Below are 20,989 nucleotides of genomic sequence, written 5' to 3'. Positions count from 1 at the left end.
GGGGGGGGGGGGGGGGGGGGGGGGGGGGGGGGGGGTGGCGTGGGGGGGGGGGGCGGGGGGGGGGGGGGGGGCGGGGGTGGGGGCCGGGGTGGGGTGCCGTCCGGGGCGGGCTTCGATGTTCGGCGCTCCGTGCGGTGTCGGTGTTGTCGGACGGTGCATGGCGCCGAAGTCATCTCGTTTTAGCCCCGGACGACACCCCACCCCGTCCCCGCCCCCGACCGGGCAGACCGGGAAACCTCGGCCGTCCTCTGGTCGGCGCGGTCCGGCGAAGATCAGCCTCGCCGGCGTTTGAGGCGCGGGGTCTGGGGCGGAGCCCCAGGACACGGTCCGCAGGCGAACGGGCTGCGCCACCCAATCCAGCCCCGCCGGCGATTGAGGCGCGCGGGGGGCGGGGGCTGGCCCCCCGGCAACGGTCCGCGGCCGGGCGGGCTGCGGCGGCGAAACCCGGCCTCGCCGGCGATGGGGGCGCGGGGGGACGTCAGGTCGACTCGCGGGGGATCGCCACCGACCGCAGCAAGTCGTACCGCTCGGCCATCGCCGAAGGCACCCGTACGGCCCGGTCCACCAGCTCCGCCAGATCCTCCCCGCTCGGCATCTCGATCCGTACCGAGCTCAGCCGCGGCCTGACCAGCCGTGCGATCAGCAGGTCGTCGGCGCCCATCACGGCGACGTCCTCCGGCACCCGTACCCCCGCGTCCAGCAGGGCCCGCAGCAGCAGGACCGCGTACTCGTCGTTGTACGCGAACACCCCGTCCAGCCCCAGCTCCCCCCACCGCGCGGCCAGCGCAGCCGCCGATTCCTCCGTGTAGGCCAGGTCGAGCGGCGTGACCTCGACGCCGGGTACCGTGCGGGCGCCCGCCAGGCGGGGGCCCGAGAAGAGCTCCAGCCCCGGTTCCAGCGGGACCACCACCCCGAGCCGGTGGCGGCCCCGGTCGGCCAGGTGGGTGGCGGCGCGGGCGCCGACCTCCGCCTGGTCCATGACCAGCGCGTGCGCCCCCGCCACCCGGTCCGGGCCCAGGGTGAGTACCGCGCGCGCACCGGCCCGCCTGAGGGTGTGGACGTTGTGCGGGGAGAGGGCGATCTCGCCGAGGGAGATCACCGCGACCGGCCGCAGCTCGGCCCAGGCGCGGACGGCCTCGTCCCCGCTCAGCCCCAGGCTGCCGTACTGGACGACGGTGTAGTCCAGGCGGCGCAGGGCCCACTGGAGGTCGTTCAGGAAGGCGCTGTACAGGGGGCCGGCCGGGACGTGGGAGGTGGGCAGCAGCACGATGCGGGTGTGCCCGGCGCGCAGGGTGCGGGCGGCGGCGTGCGGGACGTAGCCCAGTTCCTCGGCGGCCGCGCGGACCTTGCGGCGCGTCGGCTCGCTGATCCGTACCGCCTGCGCGTTGTTGAGGACGTACGAGACCGTCGCGCGGGAGACACCGGCGAGCCGGGCCACGTCGGCGCTGGTCGGGGGGTTCGGGGAGTTCGGGGGGTTCGTCATGGCCGTGGCATCTTTCCAGACCGGTCGCGCCCGAGGTCTGGCGGTTGGCCGGAAACGCGTGCTACACAGTGGTTACACGAGTCACTTACACGTGTAACCACACCACTCCCGTCCGCCGCCCAGGAGGGCATCGTGGCCCTTTCCTCCGCCATCCCCGCCGGCACCTCCCCCGCGGCCGCTCCCGGCCGGGGCCTGCTCCCGCTGCTCCTCGTCGCCAACACCGCCATGTACTCCCTGTACATCGGCGTCGCCGGCGTCCTGCTGGCGCTCCAGGTCGAGCACGTCGACCCGGCCGAGAAGGTCGCCAACTTCGGCCTGATAGCGGGGGTTTCGGCGATCTTCGCCACCGTCTTCAACCCGGTCGCCGGAGCCCTGTCCGACCGCAGCGGCCGCCGCAACCCCTGGATCCTGGGCGGTGGGCTCGCCGCCGTCCCGGCGATGCTGCTGCTCGGGCTCGCCGACACGATCCTGCTGATCACCCTCGCCTGGTGTCTGGGCCAGGCCGTCATGAACGTCTACCAGGCCGCGCTCACCTCCGTGGTCCCCGACCGGGTGCCTGTGACGGCGCGCGGGAAGGCCTCGGCGGCCGTCGGACTGGGCCTGCCCTTCGGGTCCGCCCTGGGCGCGCTGGCCGGTGCGGCCTTCGCGGACGAGTACCGCACCGGGTACCTGCTGTTCGGCGTGATCGTGGCGGTCGCCGCGGTGGTGTTCACCGGCTGCACCCGCGAACGGCGGCTCCCGGCGCGGGCTGCGCTGCCCGTCCGGGAGCAGGTGGCCGCCTTCGCGAGTGCCCTGCGCGACCACGACTTCCGCTGGGCGTTCATCGGGCGGGCGCTGCTGGTGCTGGGCTACTTCGCGGTGAGCGGCTACCAGTTGTACGTGCTCCAGGACCACACCGTGCTGCCCGACGGGATGAAGCCCGAGGCGGCGGTGGCGGTGCTGACGCCGCTGACGAGCGTGGCGATGGCCGTCTCGACGGTGGTGGGCGGCTGGCTGTCCGACCGGCTCGACCGGCGCAAGCTGTTCGTCGGCGCCTCGGCGCTGTTGTCGGCGGTCGCGCTGGCCGTGCCCGCCGTGTCGGCGAGCTGGTCCGCGATGCTGGTCTTCGCGGTGCTCAACGGGCTGGCGTTCGGGTGCTACATGGCCGTGGACACGGCCCTCGTGACGATGGTCCTGCCGCGGGCCGAGGACGCCGCGCGGGACATGGGCGTGCTGAACGTCGCCAACGCCGGGCCGCAGATCGTCGCCCCGTTCGTCGCCTCCGTGGTCGTCTCGGTGAGCGGCGGCTACACCGCGCTGTTCGTCGTCGCCGCCGCGCTGGCCGTGGCGGGGGCGCTGGCCGTGCGCCCGATCCGCGGCGTCCGCTGAACCCCTCCATTCCGACCACGCTACGAAAGGCACCATCGTGCGGCTGCACACCCACACCTGGGGCGAGGGCGATCGCCTCGCCCTCCTCGTCCACGGCATCATGGCCGACCACCGCACCTGGCGCCGGGTAGGCCCGGCCCTGGCCGAGGCGGGTTACCGGGTGATCGCGGTCGACCTGCGCGGCCACGGGGCGAGTGGGCGGGGCCCTTACGGCCCCGAGCTCTTCGCGGACGACCTCGTGGAAACCCTGCCCGCGGGGGCCGAGTTGGCGATCGGGCATTCGCTGGGCGGCCTGACCCTCTCCCTGGCGGTGGACCGGCTGAGGCCGCGGCGCGCGGTGTACTCGGACCCTGCCTGGCATCTGGCCGCGCCCGAACCGGGCTTCGGGCCGGAGGTGTTCGCACGGTTCAAGTCGGCGAGCAGGGAGCGGATCCGGGCCCTGAACCCGCGCTGGGAGGAGGCGGACGTGGACGTGGAGCGGGCGACGCTGGACCTGTGGGACGAGGCCACCGCCCTCAGCCTGGCCCCGCTCACCGGCCGGGACCTCCTGCCGAAGGCCCCGGCGGTGCCCTCGCTGGTCCAGCTGGCCGACCCCAGCTTCCTGATCTCCCCCGAGCACGCGGCCGTCCTGCGCGAACGCGGCTTCGAGGTCCGTACCGTCACGGGGGCCGGACACACCATCCACCGCGACGACTTCGAGGGGTTCATGACCTCCCTGGACGGCTGGATCCGCCGACCCGGGCAACCCCGATCACCCTTCACGCCCCGCGGCGAAACGGGCGAGTTGCCCGGCGGCGCCGCGGGGCGGACCGGTGATTCGGCGGCCGGGTAGTCCGCCCTGCCCGCCGACACCCCCGCCCCGCCCAGACTCGGCCCTCGTCCTGCCCGGTTACGTCGGCCGGCGCCCTGACGGGCGGGTGTCGGGGGCGGGAGGAGGGGCGTTGAGCCGGGCCGCCTGCCGGGTGAGGTGGGTGCGCTCGGCCAGGGTCGGGGCCTGGTGGGCGGCCTCGGCGTAGAGCCGGGCGGCGCCGGCCCGGTCGCCGGTGCGTTCGTGCAGCCATGCGCTGACGGCGGTGTACCGGGGCAGGGCGAGGTCGAGCCCGGCCAGCGCGGCGAGGCCGGCTTCGGGTCCGTCGGCCTCCCCGACGGCCACCGCCCGGTTGAGGCGGGCGACGGGGCTGCCGGTGAGCCGGACGAGTTCGTCGTACCACTCCACGATCTGGGGCCAGTCGGTCTCGGCCGTGCTGGGGGCGTCGGCGTGCAGGGCGGCGATGGCGGCCTGGGCCTGGTACTCCCCGAGGCGGTCGCGGGCCAGCGCGGCGTGCAGGATCCCGATGCCCTCGGGTGGGGCGGGGGGCCGGGGTGGGGGTGGTCATCGGAGGGGGGTCACTCCGTGATCGTGGGCGGCTCGGACATGAAGGGGCGCAGCTCCAGCCACTCGTGGAGGGGGCGGCCGCCGGCGCCGGGCGCCGCCGACAGCTCGGCGGCGAGCTCCAGGGCCCGGTCGTGGCTGTCCACGTCGATCACCATCCAGCCGGCGATCAGGTCCTTGGTCTCGGCGAACGGTCCGTCGGTGACGGCCGGGCGCCCCTCGCCGTCGTAGCGGACCCAGGTGCCCTCCGGCGCCAGGGCCTGCGCGTCCACGAACTCGCCGGTCTGCTCCAGCTTCGCCGCGAAGTCGCGCATGTACCGGATGTGGTCGGAGACCTCCTGGGGGGTCCACCGGTCCATGGGGGCGTTGTTGACGGGGGCCGGGGCGCCGCGGTAGTGCTTCAGCAGCAGGTACTTGGCCATGGCGGTTCTCCTCGATCGGGTCCGACACGTCCATTTGGGCCGCGTTCACCCCTGGGACGGAGCCGGTGACGGGTTCTCGACATCTGCGCCGAAGATTTTTTTCCCGGACCGTTCCGTGGGCCCCGGGGCTCTCCGGGAGGGTGCGGGCCGGGCCGTTTGCGCCTACCGTCGGCATTACCGGTCGGTAGGGGGAGGCGGTCGATGGCGGACACCGTTGCAGGACTCGCGGAGATGGCCGCGGCACTTGCCGAAGGACGCGTCACGTCAAGGGAGTTGACGGAGCGCTCGCTCGCCCGGATCGCGGCCGCGCAGCCCTCCCTCAACGCCTTCCGGATCGTGCGCGCCGAGGCCGCCCTGGCCGAGGCGGAGGCCGCCGACCTGCGGCTGGCCCGTGGTGAGCGGCTGCCGCTGCTGGGGGTGCCCGTCGCGGTCAAGGACGACATGGACGTGGCCGGGGAGCCGACGGCGTTCGGGTGCGCCGGGGACTTCCCGCCGAAGCCGGCCGACAGCGAGGCGGTGCGCCGGCTGCGTGCGGCCGGGGCGGTCGTGGTGGGCAAGACGCAGACGCCCGAACTGGGCCAGTGGCCCTTCACCGAGGGGGCCGCCTTCGGCGCGACCCGCAATCCGTGGGACCCGGAGTACACCCCGGGCGGCTCCTCCGGCGGGTCGGCGGCCGCCGTGGCCGCGGGGCTGGTGCCCGCCGCGCTCGGGTCCGACGGGGCGGGGTCGGTGCGCATCCCGGCGGCGTGGACGCACCTCGTGGGGGTCAAGCCCCAGCGGGGGCGGATCTCGACCTGGCCGGAGCCGGAGGCCTTCCACGGCCTCACGGTCAACGGCGTGCTGGCCCGCACGGTGGCGGACGCCGCGCTGCTGCTGGACGCGGCGAGCGGCCCGGCCGCCGGGGACCTGCACCGGCCCGCGCCGGTGCCGGCGGCCGAGGCCGCCACGCGGGTGCCCGGCCGGCTGCGGATCGCCCTGTCCTTCGCGACGGCCTTCACCGCGACCACGGGCAAGTCCTGCGATCCCGTGGTGCGTTCGGCGGTCGAGCGGCTGGCGGGGCGGCTGGAGGAGCTGGGGCACGAGGTGGTCCCGGAGGACCCCCGCTACGGCCCCATCGGCCTCACCTTCGCACCCCGCGCGACGGCCGGCGTACGGGAGCTGGCGGCGCGGGCGCCCGATCCCGGGCTGCTGGACCCGCGGACCCACGGGGCGGCGCGCACGGGCCGGCTGCTGGGCGGGGCGGCGCTGCGCCTGTCGCGGCGCGCGGAGGGGGCGCTGCGCCGCCGGGTCGGGGAGCTGTTCGGCCGCTTCGACGTGCTGCTCACCCCGACGACGGCCACCGGGCCGCTGCGGATCGGGGCGCTGGCGGGGCTGGGCGGGGTGGCCACGGACCGGGCGATGATCGCGGCCTGCCCGTACGCGTGGACGTGGAACGTCCTGGGGTGGCCGGGCGTGAGCGTCCCGGCCGGCTTCACCCCGCGGGGGCTGCCGCTCGGCGCGCAGCTGCTGGGCCCGGCGCATTCCGAGCCCCGGCTGTTGTCGCTGGCCGCGCAGCTGGAGGCGGCGGAGGGGTGGGCGGCGCACTGGCCGCCGGGGGCGTACCGATCGGAACTGGCCGATCCGGCCGGAACGTGACGGCGGCGTACCCGCCGCCGCCCGGAAGTCGCCTGCCGGACCCGGCAGCCTCTATGTAATGTCACACGGCATGATGCTCTTACGCCGTACGGCCCTCGCCGCCGCCCTCCTCGGGATCACCGCCCTCCTCCCGGCCGCCACCGCCCGCGCGGACTCCGCCCCCGCCTGTCCCGGCGGCGTGCGGGCCCCCGCCGCGTCCGACGCCGAGCAGGGCCGGCTGTCCGACCCCCGGGCGGCCGCCTTCCCCGGGCGGGCCGGGCTCGATGGCTTCGTACGCCGCTTCCCGGCCGCGCTGTGCGGCGTACGCGACGCGGCCGGGGCGGAGCGGCTGCTCGACGCCTGGGGCGAGGCCCTGTGGCAGGCCGCGGTGGCCCGGGCGCAGGGACGCAGGCCGGGCGGTGACCTGCCGGACCGGGACGACCGGCCGCTGTACTGGACCCGGCTCGCGATGACCGTGCAACTCGACGCCTGGAAACCCGCCTTCGCGGTGGACCGGGCCGCGCTGAAGACACGGTTCGAGGACGCCTCGCGGGGCCTGACCGACAACGAGTTCCGCGGTACCCGGGGCGTCCGGCGCATCTTCGTCAGCGGCTTCGACCCCTTCGGCCTGGACGCCGAACTGCGCCGGGCCAACCCCTCCGGCTCGGCCGCCCTCCAGCTCAACGGCCGCCGGATCACCCTGTCCGACGGCACCACCGCCGAGATCCGGGCCGTCGTCCTCCCGGTCCGCTACGCCGACTTCGACGCCGGGATCGTGGAACGGGCCTACGGGCCCCGGCTGGCGGCGGGCCCGCGCTCCGCCGACCTGATCACCAGCATCAGCCAGGGCTACCCCGGCCTGTTCACTCTGGAGGCCTGGGCCGGCCGCAACCGCTCGGCCGACCCGTACCCCGACAACGTCGGCGCCCTGGCGGGCGGTACGCGCGAGCACCCCGCCACCGCGCCGGGCCTGGGCCCCGGGGCGGAGTTCCTGCGCACCACCCTGCCCACCGACGCCATGACCGCCGTCCAGACGCCCTATCCCGTGCAGCTCAACACCACCGTCACCGAGATACCGGCCGGGCGGATGGACCCGGTGGACCGCGAGGACGGACCCACCCCCGGCTCCCGCGCCGTCGCGGGCGGGGGCGGCGGCTACCTCTCCAACGAGGTCGCCTACCGCTCCAACCGGCTCCGGCTGGAGCTGCGGCCGACCCTGCCCGGCGGCCACCTGCACACCCCCGTCCTGACCGGGCTGCCCGCCGAGCCGGACCGGCTGACCGGCCCGGAGTTCGAGCGGAACGAGGCCGCCATCACCGCGCAGGTACTGGAGGTGCTCCGCGCCACCGGCGGTCCCGCCACCCGCCAGGGCGCGTCCGGCGGAGCACGGCCGGACAGGCCCTAACGCAGGGCGCCGAAGGCGCGGGTGAAGGCCAGCGGCTGCTGGAGGACCGAACTGCACGTGGGCTCCGCGTGGTTCAGCGCGCCGGCGGGGCACTGCGCGTCGCGGGCCGCCGACCACATGGCCAGCCGTCCGACGCCCTTCGCCGAGGCGAACTCCACGAGCCGCGTCGCGTCGGAGAGGGAGAAGACCTCCGACGCGACGTCGTTGACGCCGATCATCGGGGTGACGGCCAGGGCCTTCCAGGCCGCCTGGTCGGAGAGCCCGAGGACCCCCTTCAGCTGGGCCTGCGCGGCCGTCGCGGCCTGGATGGCGTACTGCCCCATGTTCCCGCCGTACGCGGGCCCGTAGTCCATCGCCATGATGTTGACGGAGTCGATCCGCACCCCGCCCCGGCGGGCGTCGGCGAGCAGGGCCACGCCCGGCTGGGTCAGCCCTTCGGGCATCACGGGCAGGGTGAACGCCACGTCCAGGCCCGGGTGGGACTGCTGCAGCCGGGCTATGGCCTGCGCGCGGCGGGAGTTGGCGGCGGTGTCGGCCAGGGCCGCGCCCTCGATGTCGAAGTCGACCTTGGTCAGCCGGTACTGGTCCACTACCTTCCCGTAGGCCGCCGCCAGTTCGTCGGCGCCCTCGCAGTTCAGCGCCAGTTCGCGGCCGGCGGCCCCGCCGAAGGACACCCGTACGTCGCCGCCCCGGGCGCGCAGCTCGCCGATCTGCGCCGCCACCTTGTCGGCCGCCAACTCGGTGACCCCGCCCCACAGCGGGGTGCACCCGGCGCCGGCGGTGACGAAGGCGAGGTGGAACTCCCGCACGCCGGTGCTCGTCGCGGTGTCGAGGAGGTCGTATGCGGGGTAGAGGGAGGTGTCGACGTACGGCGCGAAGCGCGCCGCGCCGCCGCCGGGCTTGGGGGCCGGGGCGGTCGCGGTGGGCCCGGTGGTGGGGGCGGCGGTGGTCGGCGGGGCCGTGGCCGTCGGGTCCGCGGGGGGCCTCGTGGCGGTCGGGGCGGGGGTGGGCGGGGTGCTGGGCCGGCCGCTGGGCCGCGGGGTCGCGCTCTGGTCGACCGAGCACTTGACCCCGTTGATCAGGCACCCCTTGGGCGCGGCGGGGGCGCCGGTGCCGCTCGCGACGAAGCCGACGGTGACGGAGGCCCCGGGCGCGAGCTCCCGGTTCCAGCTCGCGGGCTTCACGGTGACGTGCTGCCCGTCGACGGTGTGGGTGCCGTTCCACAGGGAGTCGATCCGCGTGCCGGGCGGCAGGTCGAACCGCAGGGTCCAGTCCGACTGGGTGCGGCCGGTGCCGTTGGTGATGACGTACTGGCCGGTGTGGCCACCGCTCCAGGAGCTGGAGGTGGTGTACACGGCGCCGACGGCGGTGGCCTGCGCGGTGCCGGTGAACGCGAGGGCCGCGCCACCGATCACCGCCGCCACCACGATCGCGCCCGCGGCCTTGGCCTTGCCTCCGGCCCTGCGGCGGTGACGGGTGGTGCTGCCCATGGCGTGCCTGCCTCTGTGTACTGGGGAGTTGGGGTGCGGCAGCACGCTAGCCGCCCCGAAACGGACAATCGTTCGTTTCGGGGCGGGATACGAGAACCCTAAGCTCCGCTTAAGGCAGGCATAGGGAGGGGCTCAGGCGGGCTGCCACAGTTCCACGCGGTTGCCCTCCGGGTCGGTGACCCAGGCGAAGCGGCCCACTCCCTGCATCTCCTGGGGCTCGCCCGCCACGTCGGCCCCCTTCGCCCGCAGCTGCGCGAGCATCGCGTCCAGGTCGCGGACGCGGAAGTTGAGCATGACCTGCTGGCCGCGGGAGCCGAAGTACTCCGTGTCGGGTTCGAAGGCCGCGAACACCGTCGGGCCGGACTCCGGCCGCCACAGTCCGTGTCCGTCGAGGTCCAGGCCCAGGCAGTCGCGGTACCACGCGGTCAGGGCCGCCGGGTCGCTCGCCCGGATGAAATAGCCGCCGATTCCCAGCACTCGTTCCATGCCGCCATCCTGCCAGGGCGCGCGGCCCGCGGGGCCGAGGCGGCGCCGGTCGCACGGGCCGACGGCGCCCCGTACCGCCGCCCTCCTCCCCCTCCCGGGGCCGGGCACCCGCTAACCTCGCCCGGATGACGGCACTTTCACATCACGGCAACGGTTACCTGGAGCAGCCCGGCCGGGAGGGCTTCGGCGCGACCGCCGAGGCCGACCCCCTGGCGATCGGCCCGGTCCGCACGGAGTACGCCCCGGACCCCGACGGGGACCCCGACCCCGGGGAGATCGTGTGGACCTGGGTCCCCTTCGAGGAGGCCGACGGGCGGGGCAAGGACCGGCCGGTCCTGGTGGTCGCGCGCGAGGCGGGCGGCTCGACCGTGCTGGCGGTCCAGCTGTCCAGCAAGCGGCACGACGCCGACCGGGAGTGGGTCCCGATCGGCTCCGGCCCCTGGGACGCGGCGGGGCGCGAGTCCTGGGTGGACGTGGACCGCGTCCTGCGCGTCCACGAGACCGGTATGCGCCGCGAGGCCTGCGCCCTGGACCGCCCCCGCTTCCAGCTGGTCGTCGACCGCCTGCGGGAGCGGTACGGCTGGCAGTAGCCGCCTACAGCCCGGCGAAAGTCCTGGCGAAGGCCTCGCGCGGGGTTGGGTCGCGGTCCAGGACCGCGAAGGCGACCTGGGCGAAGGTGCCCGTGAAGCGGGTGGTCAGCTGGGTGCGGAACGCCTCGGCCACCTCCGCCGGGTCGTTGCGGAACACGCCGCAGCCCCAGGCGCCCAGCACCAGCGCCCGGCAGCCGTGGAATGCGGCCACCTCCAGCACGCGCCCCGCCCGCCGGACCAGGGCCGCCGGGATCTCCGGGGCGCGTTCGGGCTCCTGGCGGCGGATCGTGCCCGCGTTCGGGGCCGGGGAGGTGAGGAACCCGGCCCGGAACGGGGTTTCCAGCAGGTCGCCCCGGTCGTCGCGGAACACCGGCACCCCGGGTGAGTGGATCACCCGGTCGGTGTAGAAGGTGCTCCGGCCCGCGCGGTGGACCTCGTAGTACTCCGGGGCCTCCAGGAGGGTCTCGTACAGGGCCGAGGCCCGGCAGAGCGCCTCCTCCTGCGCCTTGGCGCCGCGGACGTAGCCGCCCCCGGGATTGCGGGCCGAGGCGAAGTTCAGCACCGCGACGGGGCCGCCGCCGGGCACCTGCGCGAGGCGACGCGCAGCGACCGTGCTGCTCTCCCCCGTGACCTCGAAGACGGTCCGCAGGCTCCCCCTGACGGACTCTCCGTCTGGAATGACCTGGTTTGGTCCATATAGTCTGGTTCCGGCCTTGGATTCCGCCAGGCCGGCGGCGAGGGAGACCCACCGCCCCGACCGCGTCCGGTACCCGCCGGCCGCCACGATCAGCGCGTTCTCCCGCGCGATCTCGCGCAATCTGCTGCTCACGCCGCCATCCTGCGGGGCGGCCGCGGCGGCCGCAAAGGAATTGGCGCTCCGAGGACGGGTAGGCACGGTGACATCACGGCCGACTACAGGAGACGAGGTTCCGGTCATGTCCGAGAACTCACCCGCTCCACACGTCCACGATCCGGCGGATTCCGCTTACGCCCCGCTCGGCGAGGCGGCCGCCGAGGACCTGGTGCACGGCATCTGCTTCAAGACCGGCCCGCCCCGCGTCCTCGGTGCCGAGCTCGAATGGCTCGTCCTGGACGCGGAACGCCCCTGGCTGCCGCTACCCCCCGAACGCCTCACCGCCGCCCACGCGGCCGCCCGGGCCCTGCCCCTGGGCTCCCGGGTCACCGTCGAACCCGGCGGCCAGCTGGAGCTCAGCTCCGCTCCCGCCGCCTCCCTCACCGCCTGCCTCGACGGGCTCCGCGCCGACCTCGCCGCCGTGCGGGGCGCCCTGCGCGAGCGCGGGCTGGTCCTCCGCGGCCTCGGCGAGGACCCCCGCAGGCCCCTGCGCCGCCTCCTGGCCAGCCCGCGCTACGACGCGATGGAGAGCTACTTCGACCGCACCGGCCCCGCCGGCCGGGCCATGATGCGCTCCTCCGCCTCCGTGCAGGTCTGCGTGGACGCCGGGCACGAGGAGCCGGGCCCGCTCGGGTACGGGCGGCGCTGGCGGCTCGCCCACCTGCTGGGCGCCGTACTGGTGGCCGCCTTCGCCAACTCCCCCGGCCGCGACGGCCCGTACGAGGGCTGGCGGTGCGCGCGGCAGGGGATCTGGAGCGACATCGACCCGCGGCGCGCACTGGCCCCGCCGCTGGACGCCGAACCCCGCGCGGCTTGGGTCCGGCACGCGCTGGACACCGAGGTGATGTGCGTACGGGGGGCCGGGGACGGGCCCTGGGCGGTGCCGCGCGGGCTGACCTTCCGCGACTGGCTGCGCACGGACGGCGGCGCACCGGGCGGCGCACCGGGCGGCCCCGCCCGGCGGCCCACGGCCGCGGACCTGGAATACCACCTCACCACCCTTTTCCCGCCCGTGCGCCCGCGCGGCCACCTGGAGCTGCGGATGATCGACGCGCAGCCCGGGGAGGACGGCTGGACCGTCCCGGTGGCGGTGGTGCACGCCCTGTTCGACGACCCGCAGGCCGCCGAGACGGCCTACCGGGCGGTGAAGGCCCTGGCCGACGCCTACGGCAACCGCAGCGCGCCCCGCAACCCGCTGTGGCGGACCGCCGCACGGGGCGCGCTGGCCGACCCGGACCTGCGGGCCGCGGCCACGGCCTGTTTCGCCGCCGCCGCGGAGGCACTGCCCCGGCTCGGGGCGGACCGCCGCGTCCAGGACGCCGTGGAGGCCTTCGCCGGACGCTACGTGCGGCGCGGGCGCTGCCCGGCCGACGACGCGGACGACGCCCTGGTCGCCGGGCGCACCCGGGCCGCCGTGAGCACCGCTCCGGCCGCCGTGGAAGACACCGGCCCGGCGGCACACCGCCGGCGGCCGCCCACCGCGAAGGGACCGCGCCCGTGACCACCGAGACCCACCCCGAGTTCCGTCCCGCGGCCCTGCGCGAGCGGGCCGCGGCCGCCCTGACCGCCGCGCGGGCCCGTACGGCCGGGCTGACCGATGTCGTCGACGACCCGGACCTGACCGCGCAGCACTCCCCCCTGATGTCCCCGCTGGTGTGGGACTTGGCCCACATCGGGAACCAGGAGGAGCTGTGGCTGCTGCGGAACGTGGCCGGGCGGGAGTTCCTCCGCCCGGAGATCAACTCCCTCTACGACGCCTTCCAACACCCGCGCTCCGAGCGGCCGAAGCTGCCCCTGCTGGGCCCCGAGGAGGCCCGCCGGTACGCGGCCGAGGTCCGCGGCCGGGTGCTCGACCTGCTGGACGGCACCCCGCTGGAGGGGACGGCCCTCCTCGACCGGGGGTTCGTCTTCGGAATGATCGCCCAGCACGAGCAGCAGCACGACGAGACCATGCTGATCACCCATCAACTGCGTGCGGGTGAACCCGTGCTGTCCGCACCGGATCCGCAGCCGCCCCGGGACTCGGCCCCGACGGCGGCCGAAGTACTCGTGCCGGGAGGCCCGTTCACCATGGGCACCTCGGCCGAGCCGTGGTCGCTCGACAACGAGCGTCCCGCGCACGTGCGGGAGGTGCCGTCCTTCTGGATCGACACGGCGGCGGTGACCAACGCCGCCTACCAGGCCTTCATCGCGGACGGCGGGTACACCGACCCCCGCTGGTGGGCGGCCGAGGGCTGGGAGCAGATCCGCGCCCACGGCATCGGGGCCCCGCTGTTCTGGCGGCGCGAGGCCGGCCAGTGGCTGCGCCGCCGGTTCGGGGTGACCGAGCCGGTGCCGGACGAGGAACCGGTCCTGCACGTCAGCTGGTACGAGGCCGACGCCTACGCCCGCTGGGCGGGACGCCGGCTGCCCACCGAGGCGGAGTGGGAGAAGGCGGCCCGCCACGACCCGGCCACCGGCCGCTCCCGCCGCTACCCCTGGGGCGACGCCGACCCGACCCCCCTGCACGCCAACCTGGGCCAGCGCCACCTCCGCCCGGCCCGCGCCGGTTGCTACCCGGCCGGGGCCTCCCCGCTGGGGGTGCACCAGCTCATCGGCGACGTGTGGGAGTGGACCGCCTCGGACTTCCTGCCGTACCCGGGGTTCCGCCCCTTCCCGTACCGGGAGTACTCGGAGGTGTTCTTCGGGCCGGAGCACAAGGTGCTGCGCGGCGGCTCGTTCGCCGTGGACCCGGTGGCGTGCCGGGGCACGTTCCGCAACTGGGACCTGCCGGTGCGCCGGCAGATCTTCGCCGGCTTCCGTACCGCGAGGGACGTCTGATGTGCCGTCACCTGGCCTATCTGGGGCCCGAGATACCCATGGGGGCGGTGCTGGCCGATCCGCAGCACGCGCTCGTGCGGCAGTCCTGGGAGCCGCGCAGGCAGCGGTACGGCACCGTCAACGCCGACGGCTTCGGCGTGGGCTGGTACGCGGCCGGCGATCCGGTTCCGGCCCGCTACCGGCGCGCGGGGCCCGTGTGGGGGGACGAGGGCTTCGCCGACCTGGGCCGGGTGGTGCGCAGCGGGGCCCTGCTGGCCGCCGTGCGCGACGCCACCTTCGCCGGGGCGGACGGGGAGGCCGCGGCGGCGCCGTTCGCCTCCGGGCCCTGGCTGTTCAGCCACAACGGCGCGGTGCGGGGCTGGCCGGACGCGGTGGCGCCGCTCGCGGCGGCCCTGCCGGCCCACGCGCTGCTGGAGCTGGCCGCGCGCACCGACTCGGCCCTGGTGTGGGCGCTGGTCCTGCACCGGCTGCGGCAGGGCGACGATCCGGGCACGGCCCTGGCGGAGGCGGTGCGCGAACTCGCCGCCGCGGCCCCCGGCTCCCGGCTGAACCTGCTGCTCACCGACGGCGCCTCGATCGCCGCCACCGCCTGGGGCGATTCCCTCTGGTACCTGCCCGGCCACCCCTCGGGGCGGGTGGTCGTGGCGTCCGAACCGTACGACGACGACACCGGCTGGTGCGAGGTGCCCGACCGGAGCCTGCTGACCGCCACCCGCACGCGGGTCGCCCTGATCCCCCTGAAGGAGAGCACCCCGTGAGCGATTTCCAGATGACCCGGACCCTCGATGAGCACGCCGCCGACAGGGCGCTGCGCAAGGACGTCCTGCGCGGGTTGACCCGGGTCCCCAAGGAGCTGCCGCCGAAGTGGTTCTACGACGCGCGGGGCAGCGAACTCTTCGAGGAGATCACCCGGTTGCCGGAGTACTACCCGACGCGCGCCGAGCGGGAGATCCTGCTGGAGCGGGCCCGGGAGATCGCGGCGGTCAGCGGGGCGCGCACGCTGGTGGAGCTGGGCTCCGGCTCCTCGGAGAAGACCCGGCACCTGATCGAGGCGCTGCCGGCGCTGGAGACGTACGTCCCGGTGGACGTCAGCGAGAGCGCCCTGACCGGGGCGGCCGAGGCGCTGCTCGCGGCGCATCCGGGGCTGGAGGTGCACGCGCTGCTGGCGGACTTCACGGGGCCGCTGCACCTGCCGGAGTCCCCCGGGCCGCGGTTGGTGGTGTTCCTGGGCGGCACGATCGGGAACCTGCTGCCGCCGGAGCGGGCGGTGTTCCTGGCGTCCGTACGGGCGATGCTCTCGCCCGGGGACGCCCTGCTGATGGGCACGGACCTGGTGAAGGACGAGGCCGTGCTGGTGGCGGCGTACGACGACGCGCAGGGGGTGACGGCGGAGTTCGACAAGAACGTGCTGGCCGTGATCGACCGGGAGTTGGGCGCGGACTTCCACACCGCCGACTTCGACCACGTGGCGGTGTGGAACCGGGAGCACGAGTGGATCGAGATGCGGCTGCGGGCGCGGTCGGCGGTGACGGTGAAGATCCGGGCGCTGGACCTGGTGGTGCCGTTCGCGGCGGGTGAGGAGATCCTCACGGAGATCTCGGCGAAGTTCCGTCAGGACGGAGTGCGGAGGGAACTCGCGGAGGCCGGGCTGGAGTTGGCCCACTGGTGGACCGACTCCGAGGGCCGCTTCGCGCTGTCGCTGTCGGTGGCGGACGGCTCCGTGGACTCGGTGGCCGTGGACTGAGCGGCCGGCTGACCGACGGGCGCCTGCGGGGGCGTCCCTTGCGCGGCCGGTGTGTACGCGGCCTCGGCGTGCGCCGTCGGGGTGTACGCGGCCTCGGCTTGCGCGGCCGGGGCGTGCGAGGCGTGCGCGGTCGGGGTGTGCGGCGGGCGCTGCTGGGCCGGTACGCCGGTCAGCAGGGTCCGCTGCCGCTCCCGCGGCCCGAGGACCGCCCGCTGCGCCGCCGCCGTGAGCGCGCGCCGGTCGGTGTGGCGGCCCTCCGGGATCCGGGGCAGCAGCCGCACCTCGGCGCGTACGTCCCGGGCCCGGGCGATCCGCCACAGGGAGGCGGTCAGCGTGTCGTCCCCGACGAAGGCGGGCGCCCCGGCGAACTCCCCGTCGCCCAGCCGGTAGGCGATCCGCACGGGCTGTACGGGCACCCCCGCGTCCAGCGCCGCCTGGAACGCGGCCCGCCGGAACGGCCCCTGGCCGCGCCCGCACCAGGTGCAGCCCTCGGGGAAGACGGTGACCCGGTCCCCGTCGCGCAGCGCCCGGGCGAGGGTCGCCACGGTCCGGGGCAGGGCCCGGATCCGGTCGCGTTCGATGAACAGGGTGCCCGCCTGGGCGGCGAGCCGGCCGAGCACCGGCCAGCCGCCGATCTCGCTCTTGGCCAGCATCCGGCTGGGCAGGGCGGCGGCGACGAGCGGGATGTCGGTCCAGGAGATGTGGTTGGCGACGATCAGGCGGCCCCCGTCCGGCCCGGGGGTGCCGTGCACGGTGATCCGTATCCCCAGGGACCGCAGGAGCGCGGTGCACCAGGCCCGGATCAGCGCGCGCCGGGGCCGGGCGGGCAGCAGCCGCACCGGCGGGGCGGCCGGGACCGCCAGCAGGACCAGCGCGAGGGCGCCCGCGAGCCGGAGCACCGCGTGCGGGACGGTCGCGGCCCGGCCCCCGTGGCCGGCGCAGTCCTGCGGGGTGCAGGGCGCGGTGGGCAGCAGCCAGTTGCTCATGCCGACGGGGCGAGCGAGAGGAAGTGGTTGAGGTAGCGCGGGTTGGTCCGGCGCAGGGAGAGCAGCACGTACAGGTCGGCGCAGCCGAACTCGGCGTCGAGGGCGGGCTCCCCGCAGACCCAGGCCCCCAGGCGGATGTAGCCGCGCAGCAGCGGCGGCAGTTCCAGGCGGGTGCCGGGGAGGGCGACGCCCTCGGGGCTCCAGGGCAGGTGCGGGGTGACCCGGTACTCCTCGGGGGCGAGGTTGCGGGCCAGGACGGTCTCGCGGGTGGCGGCGGCCAGGACCCCGCCGTCGGCGAGCGGTATCGAGCAGCACCCGGCGAGCCAGTTGTGGCCGGTGCGCTCCATGTAGCGGGCGAGGCCGGCCCAGATGAGGGCGATCACGGCGCCGTTGCGGTGGTCGGGGTGGACGCAGGAACGGCCGACCTCGACCAGGTCGGGGCGGATCGGGGCGAGGGCGGAGAGGTCGAACTCCCCCTCGGAGTAGAGCCGTCCGGCGACGGCGGCGCGCTCCGGGGGCAGCAGCCGGTAGGTGCCGACGACCTGGCCGGTCTCCTCGTCGAGGACCAGGAGGTGGTCGCAGTACGCGTCGAAGGCGTCGGAGTCCAGGCCCGGCTCGGGGCCGTCGAGGCGGGCGCCGAGCTCTCCGGCGAAGACCTGGTGGCGCAGCCGCTGGGCGGCGCGGACCTCGTCCTCGTCACGGGCGAGGCGGACTGTGTACCGGGAGGCGGCCGGGGGACCGGCGGGGGCCGGGGCGGGGACGGCCGGGGCTGCGGGTGCGAGGGGGGACGGGGACAGGGGGGCGATGGTCATGGCTGCTCCTGATCCGGGCACGGGGAGCCGGGCCGCGGGTGGCGGACCCGGCTCCTTTACTTCTTCCGTGACCGGCTGGATTCGACATGACCGCGCAGCGGCCCCCGGATGTGCGGAGGCTGAACTCGGCGGACCGGTGCCCAGCTCAGCGGCCCGCCGGATCGGCTGATCATGGGCTGGGCGGACCGGCTCAGCGGTCGGAGTTCAGGATCTGGCCCATGGTCTCCGAGGCCGTCTTCGCCGCCTGCCGGGGGTCCTGGCCGGTGAGCACGGCCGTCATGTAGGGCTTGAGCGGGTTCTTCGCCTCGACCTCGGCCCAGCGCGCGGACTTCGGCGTGGCCCGGCCCTGGGCGGCTCCGGCGGCCATCGCGGCGGCGCCCTCGTTGCCCTCGACCACCCGGGCGAGGGTGGTCTTGTTGGGGACGTAGCTCATGGTGCGGGCGAGTTCCGTCTGCCACTTCTCGCTGACCAGGGCGGTGATCACGTCGACGGCGGCGGTCCGGTTCGCCGTCTTCTCCGGAATGATCAGGTCGGAGCCGCCGGTGAGGACGGAGCCGGCCTTGTCGGAGGTCTTGCCGGGGATGGGGAAGTAGCCGAGCTTGCCCTTGAGCGCGGGGTTGGCCGCTTCGATCTGGGCGGCCTGCCCGGGCGGGGCGATGATCTGGGCGACCTGGCCGCGGGCGAAGACCTCGGCCTGCGGGGGCGTCTCCTCGTCGGCGTTCTTCGGACCCCTGCCGAGGGCCTGGAGCTGCTTGTAGAAGTCCATCCCGGCGATGGCCTTCTCGTCGTCGAGGGCGCCGACCCACTGGCCGCCGGTCTCGGCGGCGAGCTCGCCGCCCTCGTCCCAGACGAAGCCGGCGAGGACGTACCAGTTCTGGCCGGGGAGGTAGATGCCCTGCTGGTCGCCCTTGTCGAGCTTCTGGGTGGCGGCGATCCACTCCTGGCGGTTCTTGGGCGGGGTCTTGATCCCGGCGGCTCCGAAGAGGTCCTTGTTGTAGATGACCACCCGGTTGGCGGCGTACCACGGGACGCCGTACTGGGCCCCGTTGACGCTGCCCGGGTCGGCGAGGCCCTTGAGCCAGTCCTTGCTCCCCCAGGTGCGCAGGCCCTCCAGGGTGAGTTCGGAGAGGCCGCCGGTCTCGACGTACTGGGCCACCTGGGTGTTGCCGACCTCGATGACGTCGGCGTGCTCACTGCCCTTGCCGGCGAGGACGGCGTTGACCTTGTCGCCGATGCCCTTCCACTCCTGGATCTTCACGTCCAGGTCGATGCCGGGGTGTTCCTTCTCGAAGTCGGCGGTGAACTTCCCGATGAACTCGTCCGAGGCGCTGCCCTTCATCAGCCAGAGGGTCACCTTCCGGGACCCACCGTCCGATCCGGCCAGAACGCCGCAGCCGGCGGTCAGGGCGGTCGCGGCCGCGAGGGCCGCGCACACGGCGAGGAAACGTTTCTTCACGGGGGGTCACCTTCTGGGCTGGATCTCAGATGGCTTGAAATTGGCATAGACCAATGGGTCGGTCAAGGGGCTTTCCGCCGGAATTGTTCACGCATAGTTCGCGGACCCGGCCTTACTGGGGCACCGTGGAACAAGGCAAAAGCGACGACTGGCGGGAGACCCCATGTCCAACCACACCTACCGGGTGACCGAGATCGTCGGCACCTCCCACGAGGGCATCGATCAGGCCATCCGGAACGGGATCAGCCGAGCCGGGCAGAACCTGCGCAATCTCGACTGGTTCGAGGTCACACAGGTACGCGGGCACATCGAGAACGGGCAGATCGCGCACTACCAGGTCGGACTGAAGGTGGGCTTCCGCCTCGACGGCGAGGACTGACGGGCCGCCCGGGCCACCCGCGCGCGCCCCGAGCCCCGGACCCGGAGCCCCGGCCCCCGAGCCCCGGGCCCCGGCGGCCTGGGCGCGCGGTCCGGCGCCTAGGCTGCGGACATGACCGAGACCACCGCACCGCGCCGTCCGCTGGCCGTCTTCGACATCGACAACACCCTGGCCGACACCGGCCACCGCCAGCACTTCCTCGAGCGCCGGCCCCGCGACTGGGACGGCTTCTTCGGCGCGGCTCCGGCCGACCCGCCGCTCGCGCGCGGCGTGGCGCTGGCGGTGGAGAGCGCGGCCGACTGCGAGGTGGTGTACCTGACCGGGCGGCCGGAGCGCTGCCGGGCGGACACCGCCGACTGGCTGGCGCGGCACGGGCTGCCCGAGGGCCGGGTGTGGATGCGCGGCGACCGCGACCGGCGGCCGGCCCGGGTGACCAAGCTGGAGGTGCTCCAGCGGATCGCTCGGGGCCGTGAGGTGCGGGTGCTGGTCGACGACGACCCGCTCGTCTGCCAGGCCGCACGCGCCGCGGGCTTCCAGGTGCTGCTCGCCGACTGGGCGGCGCCGGCGCCGGAGCTCAAGAGCGCCCAGGAGAGCGAGGGCGGCAGCCGTACCTGAGGGTGCGGCCCGCGGTGCGGGGAATCCCTCGGGGCGCCGGGCGTTGAACACGGGGTGAGCCTCAGAATCTCGATCCTCGACCGGTCCCGCGTCCGCGCGGGGCACCCCGCCGCCGAGGCGCTGCGCGACACCGTGGAGCTGGCCCGGACGGCGGAGGAGCTCGGCTACCACCGCTTCTGGGTGTCGGAGCACCACAGCGTGCCCGGGGTCGCCGGTTCCGCCCCCACGGTGCTGGCCGCGGCCGTGGCGGCCGCCACCCGGCGGATCCGGGTCGGCACGGGCGGGGTGATGCTGCCCAACCACCAGCCGCTGGTGGTCGCCGAGCAGTTCGGGGTGCTGGAGGCGCTGTTCCCCGGCCGGATCGACATGGGCCTCGGCCGTTCGGTCGGCTTCACCGGCGGGATCCGGCGCGCCCTGGGCCGGGACACGGGCGACGCCGACCGGTTCGAGGAGCAGCTGGCGGAACTGCTGGGCTGGATCGACGGCAGCCAGCGCGCCCACCCCGAGGTGCACGCGCGCCCCGCGGAGGGGCTGCGGATCCCGCCGTTCGTCCTGGCCACCGGTGCGGGTGCGTCCATCGCCGCCCGGGCGGGGCTGCCGGTGGTGGTGGGCGACCTGCGGGCCCGCGGCCGGGTGGCGGAGGCCGTCGCCGCCTACCGCCGGGAGTTCCGGCCCTCCGCGTGGGGCGCCGAGCCGTACGTGGTGGTCTCGGGGACGGTGGCGGTCGCGGAGACCGAGGAGGCCGCCCGGCGGATCCTGGTGCCGGAGGCCTGGTCCCTGGCGTACTCCCGGACCCGGGGGAGCTTCCCGCCGCTGCGGCCGGCGGAGGAGGTCGAGGCGCTGGAGCCGGGGCCCAAGGAGCGGGAGCTGTACGAGGGCGCCCTCGCCGGGCACCTCGCGGGTACGGAGGAGCAGGTCGCGGCCGGCCTGGCGGCCCTGGCGGAGGACACCGGGGCGGACGAGCTGCTGGTCACCACCTCCACGTACGACCGGACGGCCCTGCTGGACTCCTTCCGGCGGCTGTCCCGGATCGCCGGGCTGGGCCAGGGCGCGGCTCCGGCGGCACCCCCGGTCCGCCTACACCACTAAACTGG

19 protein-coding genes and 2 pseudogenes are annotated in these 20,989 nt (G+C 75.3%); 12 read left to right on the top strand and 9 right to left on the bottom strand.

The annotated features are described in order from the left end of the window. Positions 1–478 precede the first annotated feature (478 nt). Complete coding sequence (locus tag ACFY0O_RS11685) at positions 479–1,483, bottom strand: LacI family DNA-binding transcriptional regulator (RefSeq protein WP_388945743.1); 1,005 nt, start codon at positions 1,481–1,483, stop codon at positions 479–481. Between the two features lie 132 nt (positions 1,484–1,615). Here ACFY0O_RS11685 and ACFY0O_RS11680 point away from each other — a divergent pair, with 132 nt between their 5' ends. Beyond that, positions 1,616–2,851: an MFS transporter gene (locus ACFY0O_RS11680; RefSeq protein ID WP_388945740.1), complete on the top strand. Its 1,236-nt coding sequence runs from the start codon at positions 1,616–1,618 to the stop codon at positions 2,849–2,851. 37 nt (positions 2,852–2,888) lie between these two features. Then, positions 2,889–3,683 carry an alpha/beta fold hydrolase gene (locus ACFY0O_RS11675; protein ID WP_388945737.1) on the top strand — a complete coding sequence of 265 codons (795 nt, stop codon included), beginning with the start codon at positions 2,889–2,891 and terminating at the stop codon, positions 3,681–3,683. 57 nt (positions 3,684–3,740) lie between these two features. Here ACFY0O_RS11675 and ACFY0O_RS11670 read toward each other — a convergent pair. After that, a pseudogene (locus ACFY0O_RS11670) lies at positions 3,741–4,193 on the bottom strand (RNA polymerase subunit sigma-24); the annotation flags it as partial. A gap of 44 nt (positions 4,194–4,237) precedes the next feature. Then, entirely contained in the window at positions 4,238–4,645 is a 408-nt protein-coding gene (locus ACFY0O_RS11665) for a YciI family protein (RefSeq protein WP_388945734.1), read from the bottom strand. A gap of 201 nt (positions 4,646–4,846) precedes the next feature. Between ACFY0O_RS11665 and ACFY0O_RS11660 the strand changes: the two genes are divergently transcribed. Together ACFY0O_RS11660 and ACFY0O_RS11655 are read left to right on the top strand one after the other, a co-directional pair. Next, entirely contained in the window at positions 4,847–6,280 is a 1,434-nt protein-coding gene (locus tag ACFY0O_RS11660) for an amidase (RefSeq protein WP_388945731.1), read from the top strand. A 70-nt stretch (positions 6,281–6,350) separates the two neighbouring features. Then, entirely contained in the window at positions 6,351–7,664 is a 1,314-nt protein-coding gene (locus ACFY0O_RS11655) for a pyroglutamyl peptidase (RefSeq protein ID WP_388945728.1), read from the top strand. Here ACFY0O_RS11655 and ACFY0O_RS11650 read toward each other — a convergent pair. After that, complete coding sequence (locus ACFY0O_RS11650; RefSeq protein WP_388945725.1) at positions 7,661–9,154, bottom strand: cellulose binding domain-containing protein; 1,494 nt, start codon at positions 9,152–9,154, stop codon at positions 7,661–7,663. The genes ACFY0O_RS11655 and ACFY0O_RS11650 overlap by 4 nt on opposite strands. Before the next feature lie 132 nt (positions 9,155–9,286). After that, positions 9,287–9,640, bottom strand: a complete 354-nt coding sequence (locus tag ACFY0O_RS11645) for a VOC family protein (RefSeq protein WP_388945722.1) — start codon at positions 9,638–9,640, stop codon at positions 9,287–9,289. A gap of 125 nt (positions 9,641–9,765) precedes the next feature. On the opposite strand from ACFY0O_RS11645, the gene ACFY0O_RS11640 reads away from it, so the two are divergent. Next, the gene (locus ACFY0O_RS11640) at positions 9,766–10,230 is read left to right on the top strand and encodes a type II toxin-antitoxin system PemK/MazF family toxin (RefSeq protein ID WP_388945720.1); all 465 of its coding nucleotides are present in this window, start codon (positions 9,766–9,768) and stop codon (positions 10,228–10,230) included. A gap of 4 nt (positions 10,231–10,234) precedes the next feature. Here the strand turns inward: ACFY0O_RS11640 and ACFY0O_RS11635 are convergent, their stop codons facing one another. Further along, positions 10,235–11,059 carry a TIGR02452 family protein gene (locus ACFY0O_RS11635; RefSeq protein WP_388945717.1) on the bottom strand — a complete coding sequence of 275 codons (825 nt, stop codon included), beginning with the start codon at positions 11,057–11,059 and terminating at the stop codon, positions 10,235–10,237. Between the two features lie 106 nt (positions 11,060–11,165). Between ACFY0O_RS11635 and egtA the strand changes: the two genes are divergently transcribed. From egtA to egtD, 4 genes are read left to right on the top strand one after another with little or no spacing between them, the layout of a single operon-like run. Then, on the top strand, positions 11,166–12,584 hold the full coding sequence (gene egtA / locus ACFY0O_RS11630) for an ergothioneine biosynthesis glutamate--cysteine ligase EgtA (protein WP_388945714.1): 1,419 nt from the start codon (positions 11,166–11,168) through the stop codon (positions 12,582–12,584). Continuing rightward, entirely contained in the window at positions 12,581–13,903 is a 1,323-nt protein-coding gene (egtB, locus tag ACFY0O_RS11625) for an ergothioneine biosynthesis protein EgtB (protein ID WP_388945712.1), read from the top strand. The genes egtA and egtB overlap by 4 nt, the downstream gene beginning before the upstream one ends. Further along, positions 13,903–14,661 (top strand): ergothioneine biosynthesis protein EgtC, encoded by a 759-nt coding sequence (gene egtC / locus ACFY0O_RS11620; protein ID WP_388945709.1) that lies wholly within the window; start codon positions 13,903–13,905, stop codon positions 14,659–14,661. Before egtB ends, egtC begins: the two co-directional genes overlap by 1 nt. Continuing rightward, complete coding sequence (gene egtD / locus ACFY0O_RS11615) at positions 14,658–15,647, top strand: L-histidine N(alpha)-methyltransferase (RefSeq protein ID WP_388945706.1); 990 nt, start codon at positions 14,658–14,660, stop codon at positions 15,645–15,647. Before egtC ends, egtD begins: the two co-directional genes overlap by 4 nt. 452 nt (positions 15,648–16,099) lie before the next feature. On the opposite strand, the pseudogene ACFY0O_RS11610 reads toward egtD, so the two are convergent. The 3 genes and pseudogenes from ACFY0O_RS11610 to ACFY0O_RS11600 form a co-directional block, all read right to left on the bottom strand. After that, positions 16,100–16,633, bottom strand: a pseudogene (locus tag ACFY0O_RS11610) (lysophospholipid acyltransferase family protein); the annotation flags it as partial. Next, positions 16,630–17,445 carry a GNAT family N-acetyltransferase gene (locus ACFY0O_RS11605; RefSeq protein WP_388945703.1) on the bottom strand — a complete coding sequence of 272 codons (816 nt, stop codon included), beginning with the start codon at positions 17,443–17,445 and terminating at the stop codon, positions 16,630–16,632. The gene ACFY0O_RS11605 and the pseudogene ACFY0O_RS11610, both read right to left, overlap by 4 nt. Positions 17,446–17,635: 190 nt before the next feature. Further along, positions 17,636–18,901: an extracellular solute-binding protein gene (locus ACFY0O_RS11600; protein ID WP_388945700.1), complete on the bottom strand. Its 1,266-nt coding sequence runs from the start codon at positions 18,899–18,901 to the stop codon at positions 17,636–17,638. Positions 18,902–19,064: 163 nt separating this feature from the next. Here ACFY0O_RS11600 and ACFY0O_RS11595 point away from each other — a divergent pair, with 163 nt between their 5' ends. From ACFY0O_RS11595 to ACFY0O_RS11585, 3 genes are all read left to right on the top strand, one after another. Then, the gene (locus tag ACFY0O_RS11595; RefSeq protein ID WP_388945698.1) at positions 19,065–19,280 is read left to right on the top strand and encodes a dodecin; all 216 of its coding nucleotides are present in this window, start codon (positions 19,065–19,067) and stop codon (positions 19,278–19,280) included. Positions 19,281–19,391: 111 nt separating this feature from the next. Further along, on the top strand, positions 19,392–19,895 hold the full coding sequence (locus tag ACFY0O_RS11590) for a hypothetical protein (protein WP_388945695.1): 504 nt from the start codon (positions 19,392–19,394) through the stop codon (positions 19,893–19,895). A 54-nt stretch (positions 19,896–19,949) separates the two neighbouring features. Next, a complete protein-coding gene (locus tag ACFY0O_RS11585; RefSeq protein ID WP_388945692.1) occupies positions 19,950–20,984 on the top strand; it encodes an LLM class flavin-dependent oxidoreductase in 1,035 nt (344 codons plus the stop codon). The last annotated feature ends 5 nt before the right edge of the window (positions 20,985–20,989 follow it).

Source organism: Streptomyces sp. NPDC001594, from assembly GCF_042893675.1.
GTDB lineage: Bacteria > Actinomycetota > Actinomycetes > Streptomycetales > Streptomycetaceae > Streptomyces.
Note: the sequence above shows the minus strand (reverse complement) of the source record. Positions and strands in the feature narration are given on the sequence as shown.

Bases quoted from the DNA above. Each gene is read 5' to 3' on its own strand.
- ACFY0O_RS11685 (WP_388945743.1), bottom strand. From the start codon at position 1,483: ATGACGAACCCCCCGAACTCCCCGAACCCCCCGACCAGCGCCGACGTG.
- ACFY0O_RS11665 (WP_388945734.1), bottom strand. From the start codon at position 4,645: ATGGCCAAGTACCTGCTGCTGAAGCACTACCGCGGCGCCCCGGCCCCC.
- ACFY0O_RS11660 (WP_388945731.1), top strand. From the start codon at position 4,847: ATGGCGGACACCGTTGCAGGACTCGCGGAGATGGCCGCGGCACTTGCC.
- ACFY0O_RS11655 (WP_388945728.1), top strand. From the start codon at position 6,351: ATGATGCTCTTACGCCGTACGGCCCTCGCCGCCGCCCTCCTCGGGATC.
- ACFY0O_RS11650 (WP_388945725.1), bottom strand. From the start codon at position 9,154: ATGGGCAGCACCACCCGTCACCGCCGCAGGGCCGGAGGCAAGGCCAAG.
- ACFY0O_RS11645 (WP_388945722.1), bottom strand. From the start codon at position 9,640: ATGGAACGAGTGCTGGGAATCGGCGGCTATTTCATCCGGGCGAGCGAC.
- ACFY0O_RS11640 (WP_388945720.1), top strand. From the start codon at position 9,766: ATGACGGCACTTTCACATCACGGCAACGGTTACCTGGAGCAGCCCGGC.
- egtA (WP_388945714.1), top strand. From the start codon at position 11,166: ATGTCCGAGAACTCACCCGCTCCACACGTCCACGATCCGGCGGATTCC.
- egtC (WP_388945709.1), top strand. From the start codon at position 13,903: ATGTGCCGTCACCTGGCCTATCTGGGGCCCGAGATACCCATGGGGGCG.
- ACFY0O_RS11605 (WP_388945703.1), bottom strand. From the start codon at position 17,445: ATGACCATCGCCCCCCTGTCCCCGTCCCCCCTCGCACCCGCAGCCCCG.
- ACFY0O_RS11595 (WP_388945698.1), top strand. From the start codon at position 19,065: ATGTCCAACCACACCTACCGGGTGACCGAGATCGTCGGCACCTCCCAC.
- ACFY0O_RS11590 (WP_388945695.1), top strand. From the start codon at position 19,392: ATGACCGAGACCACCGCACCGCGCCGTCCGCTGGCCGTCTTCGACATC.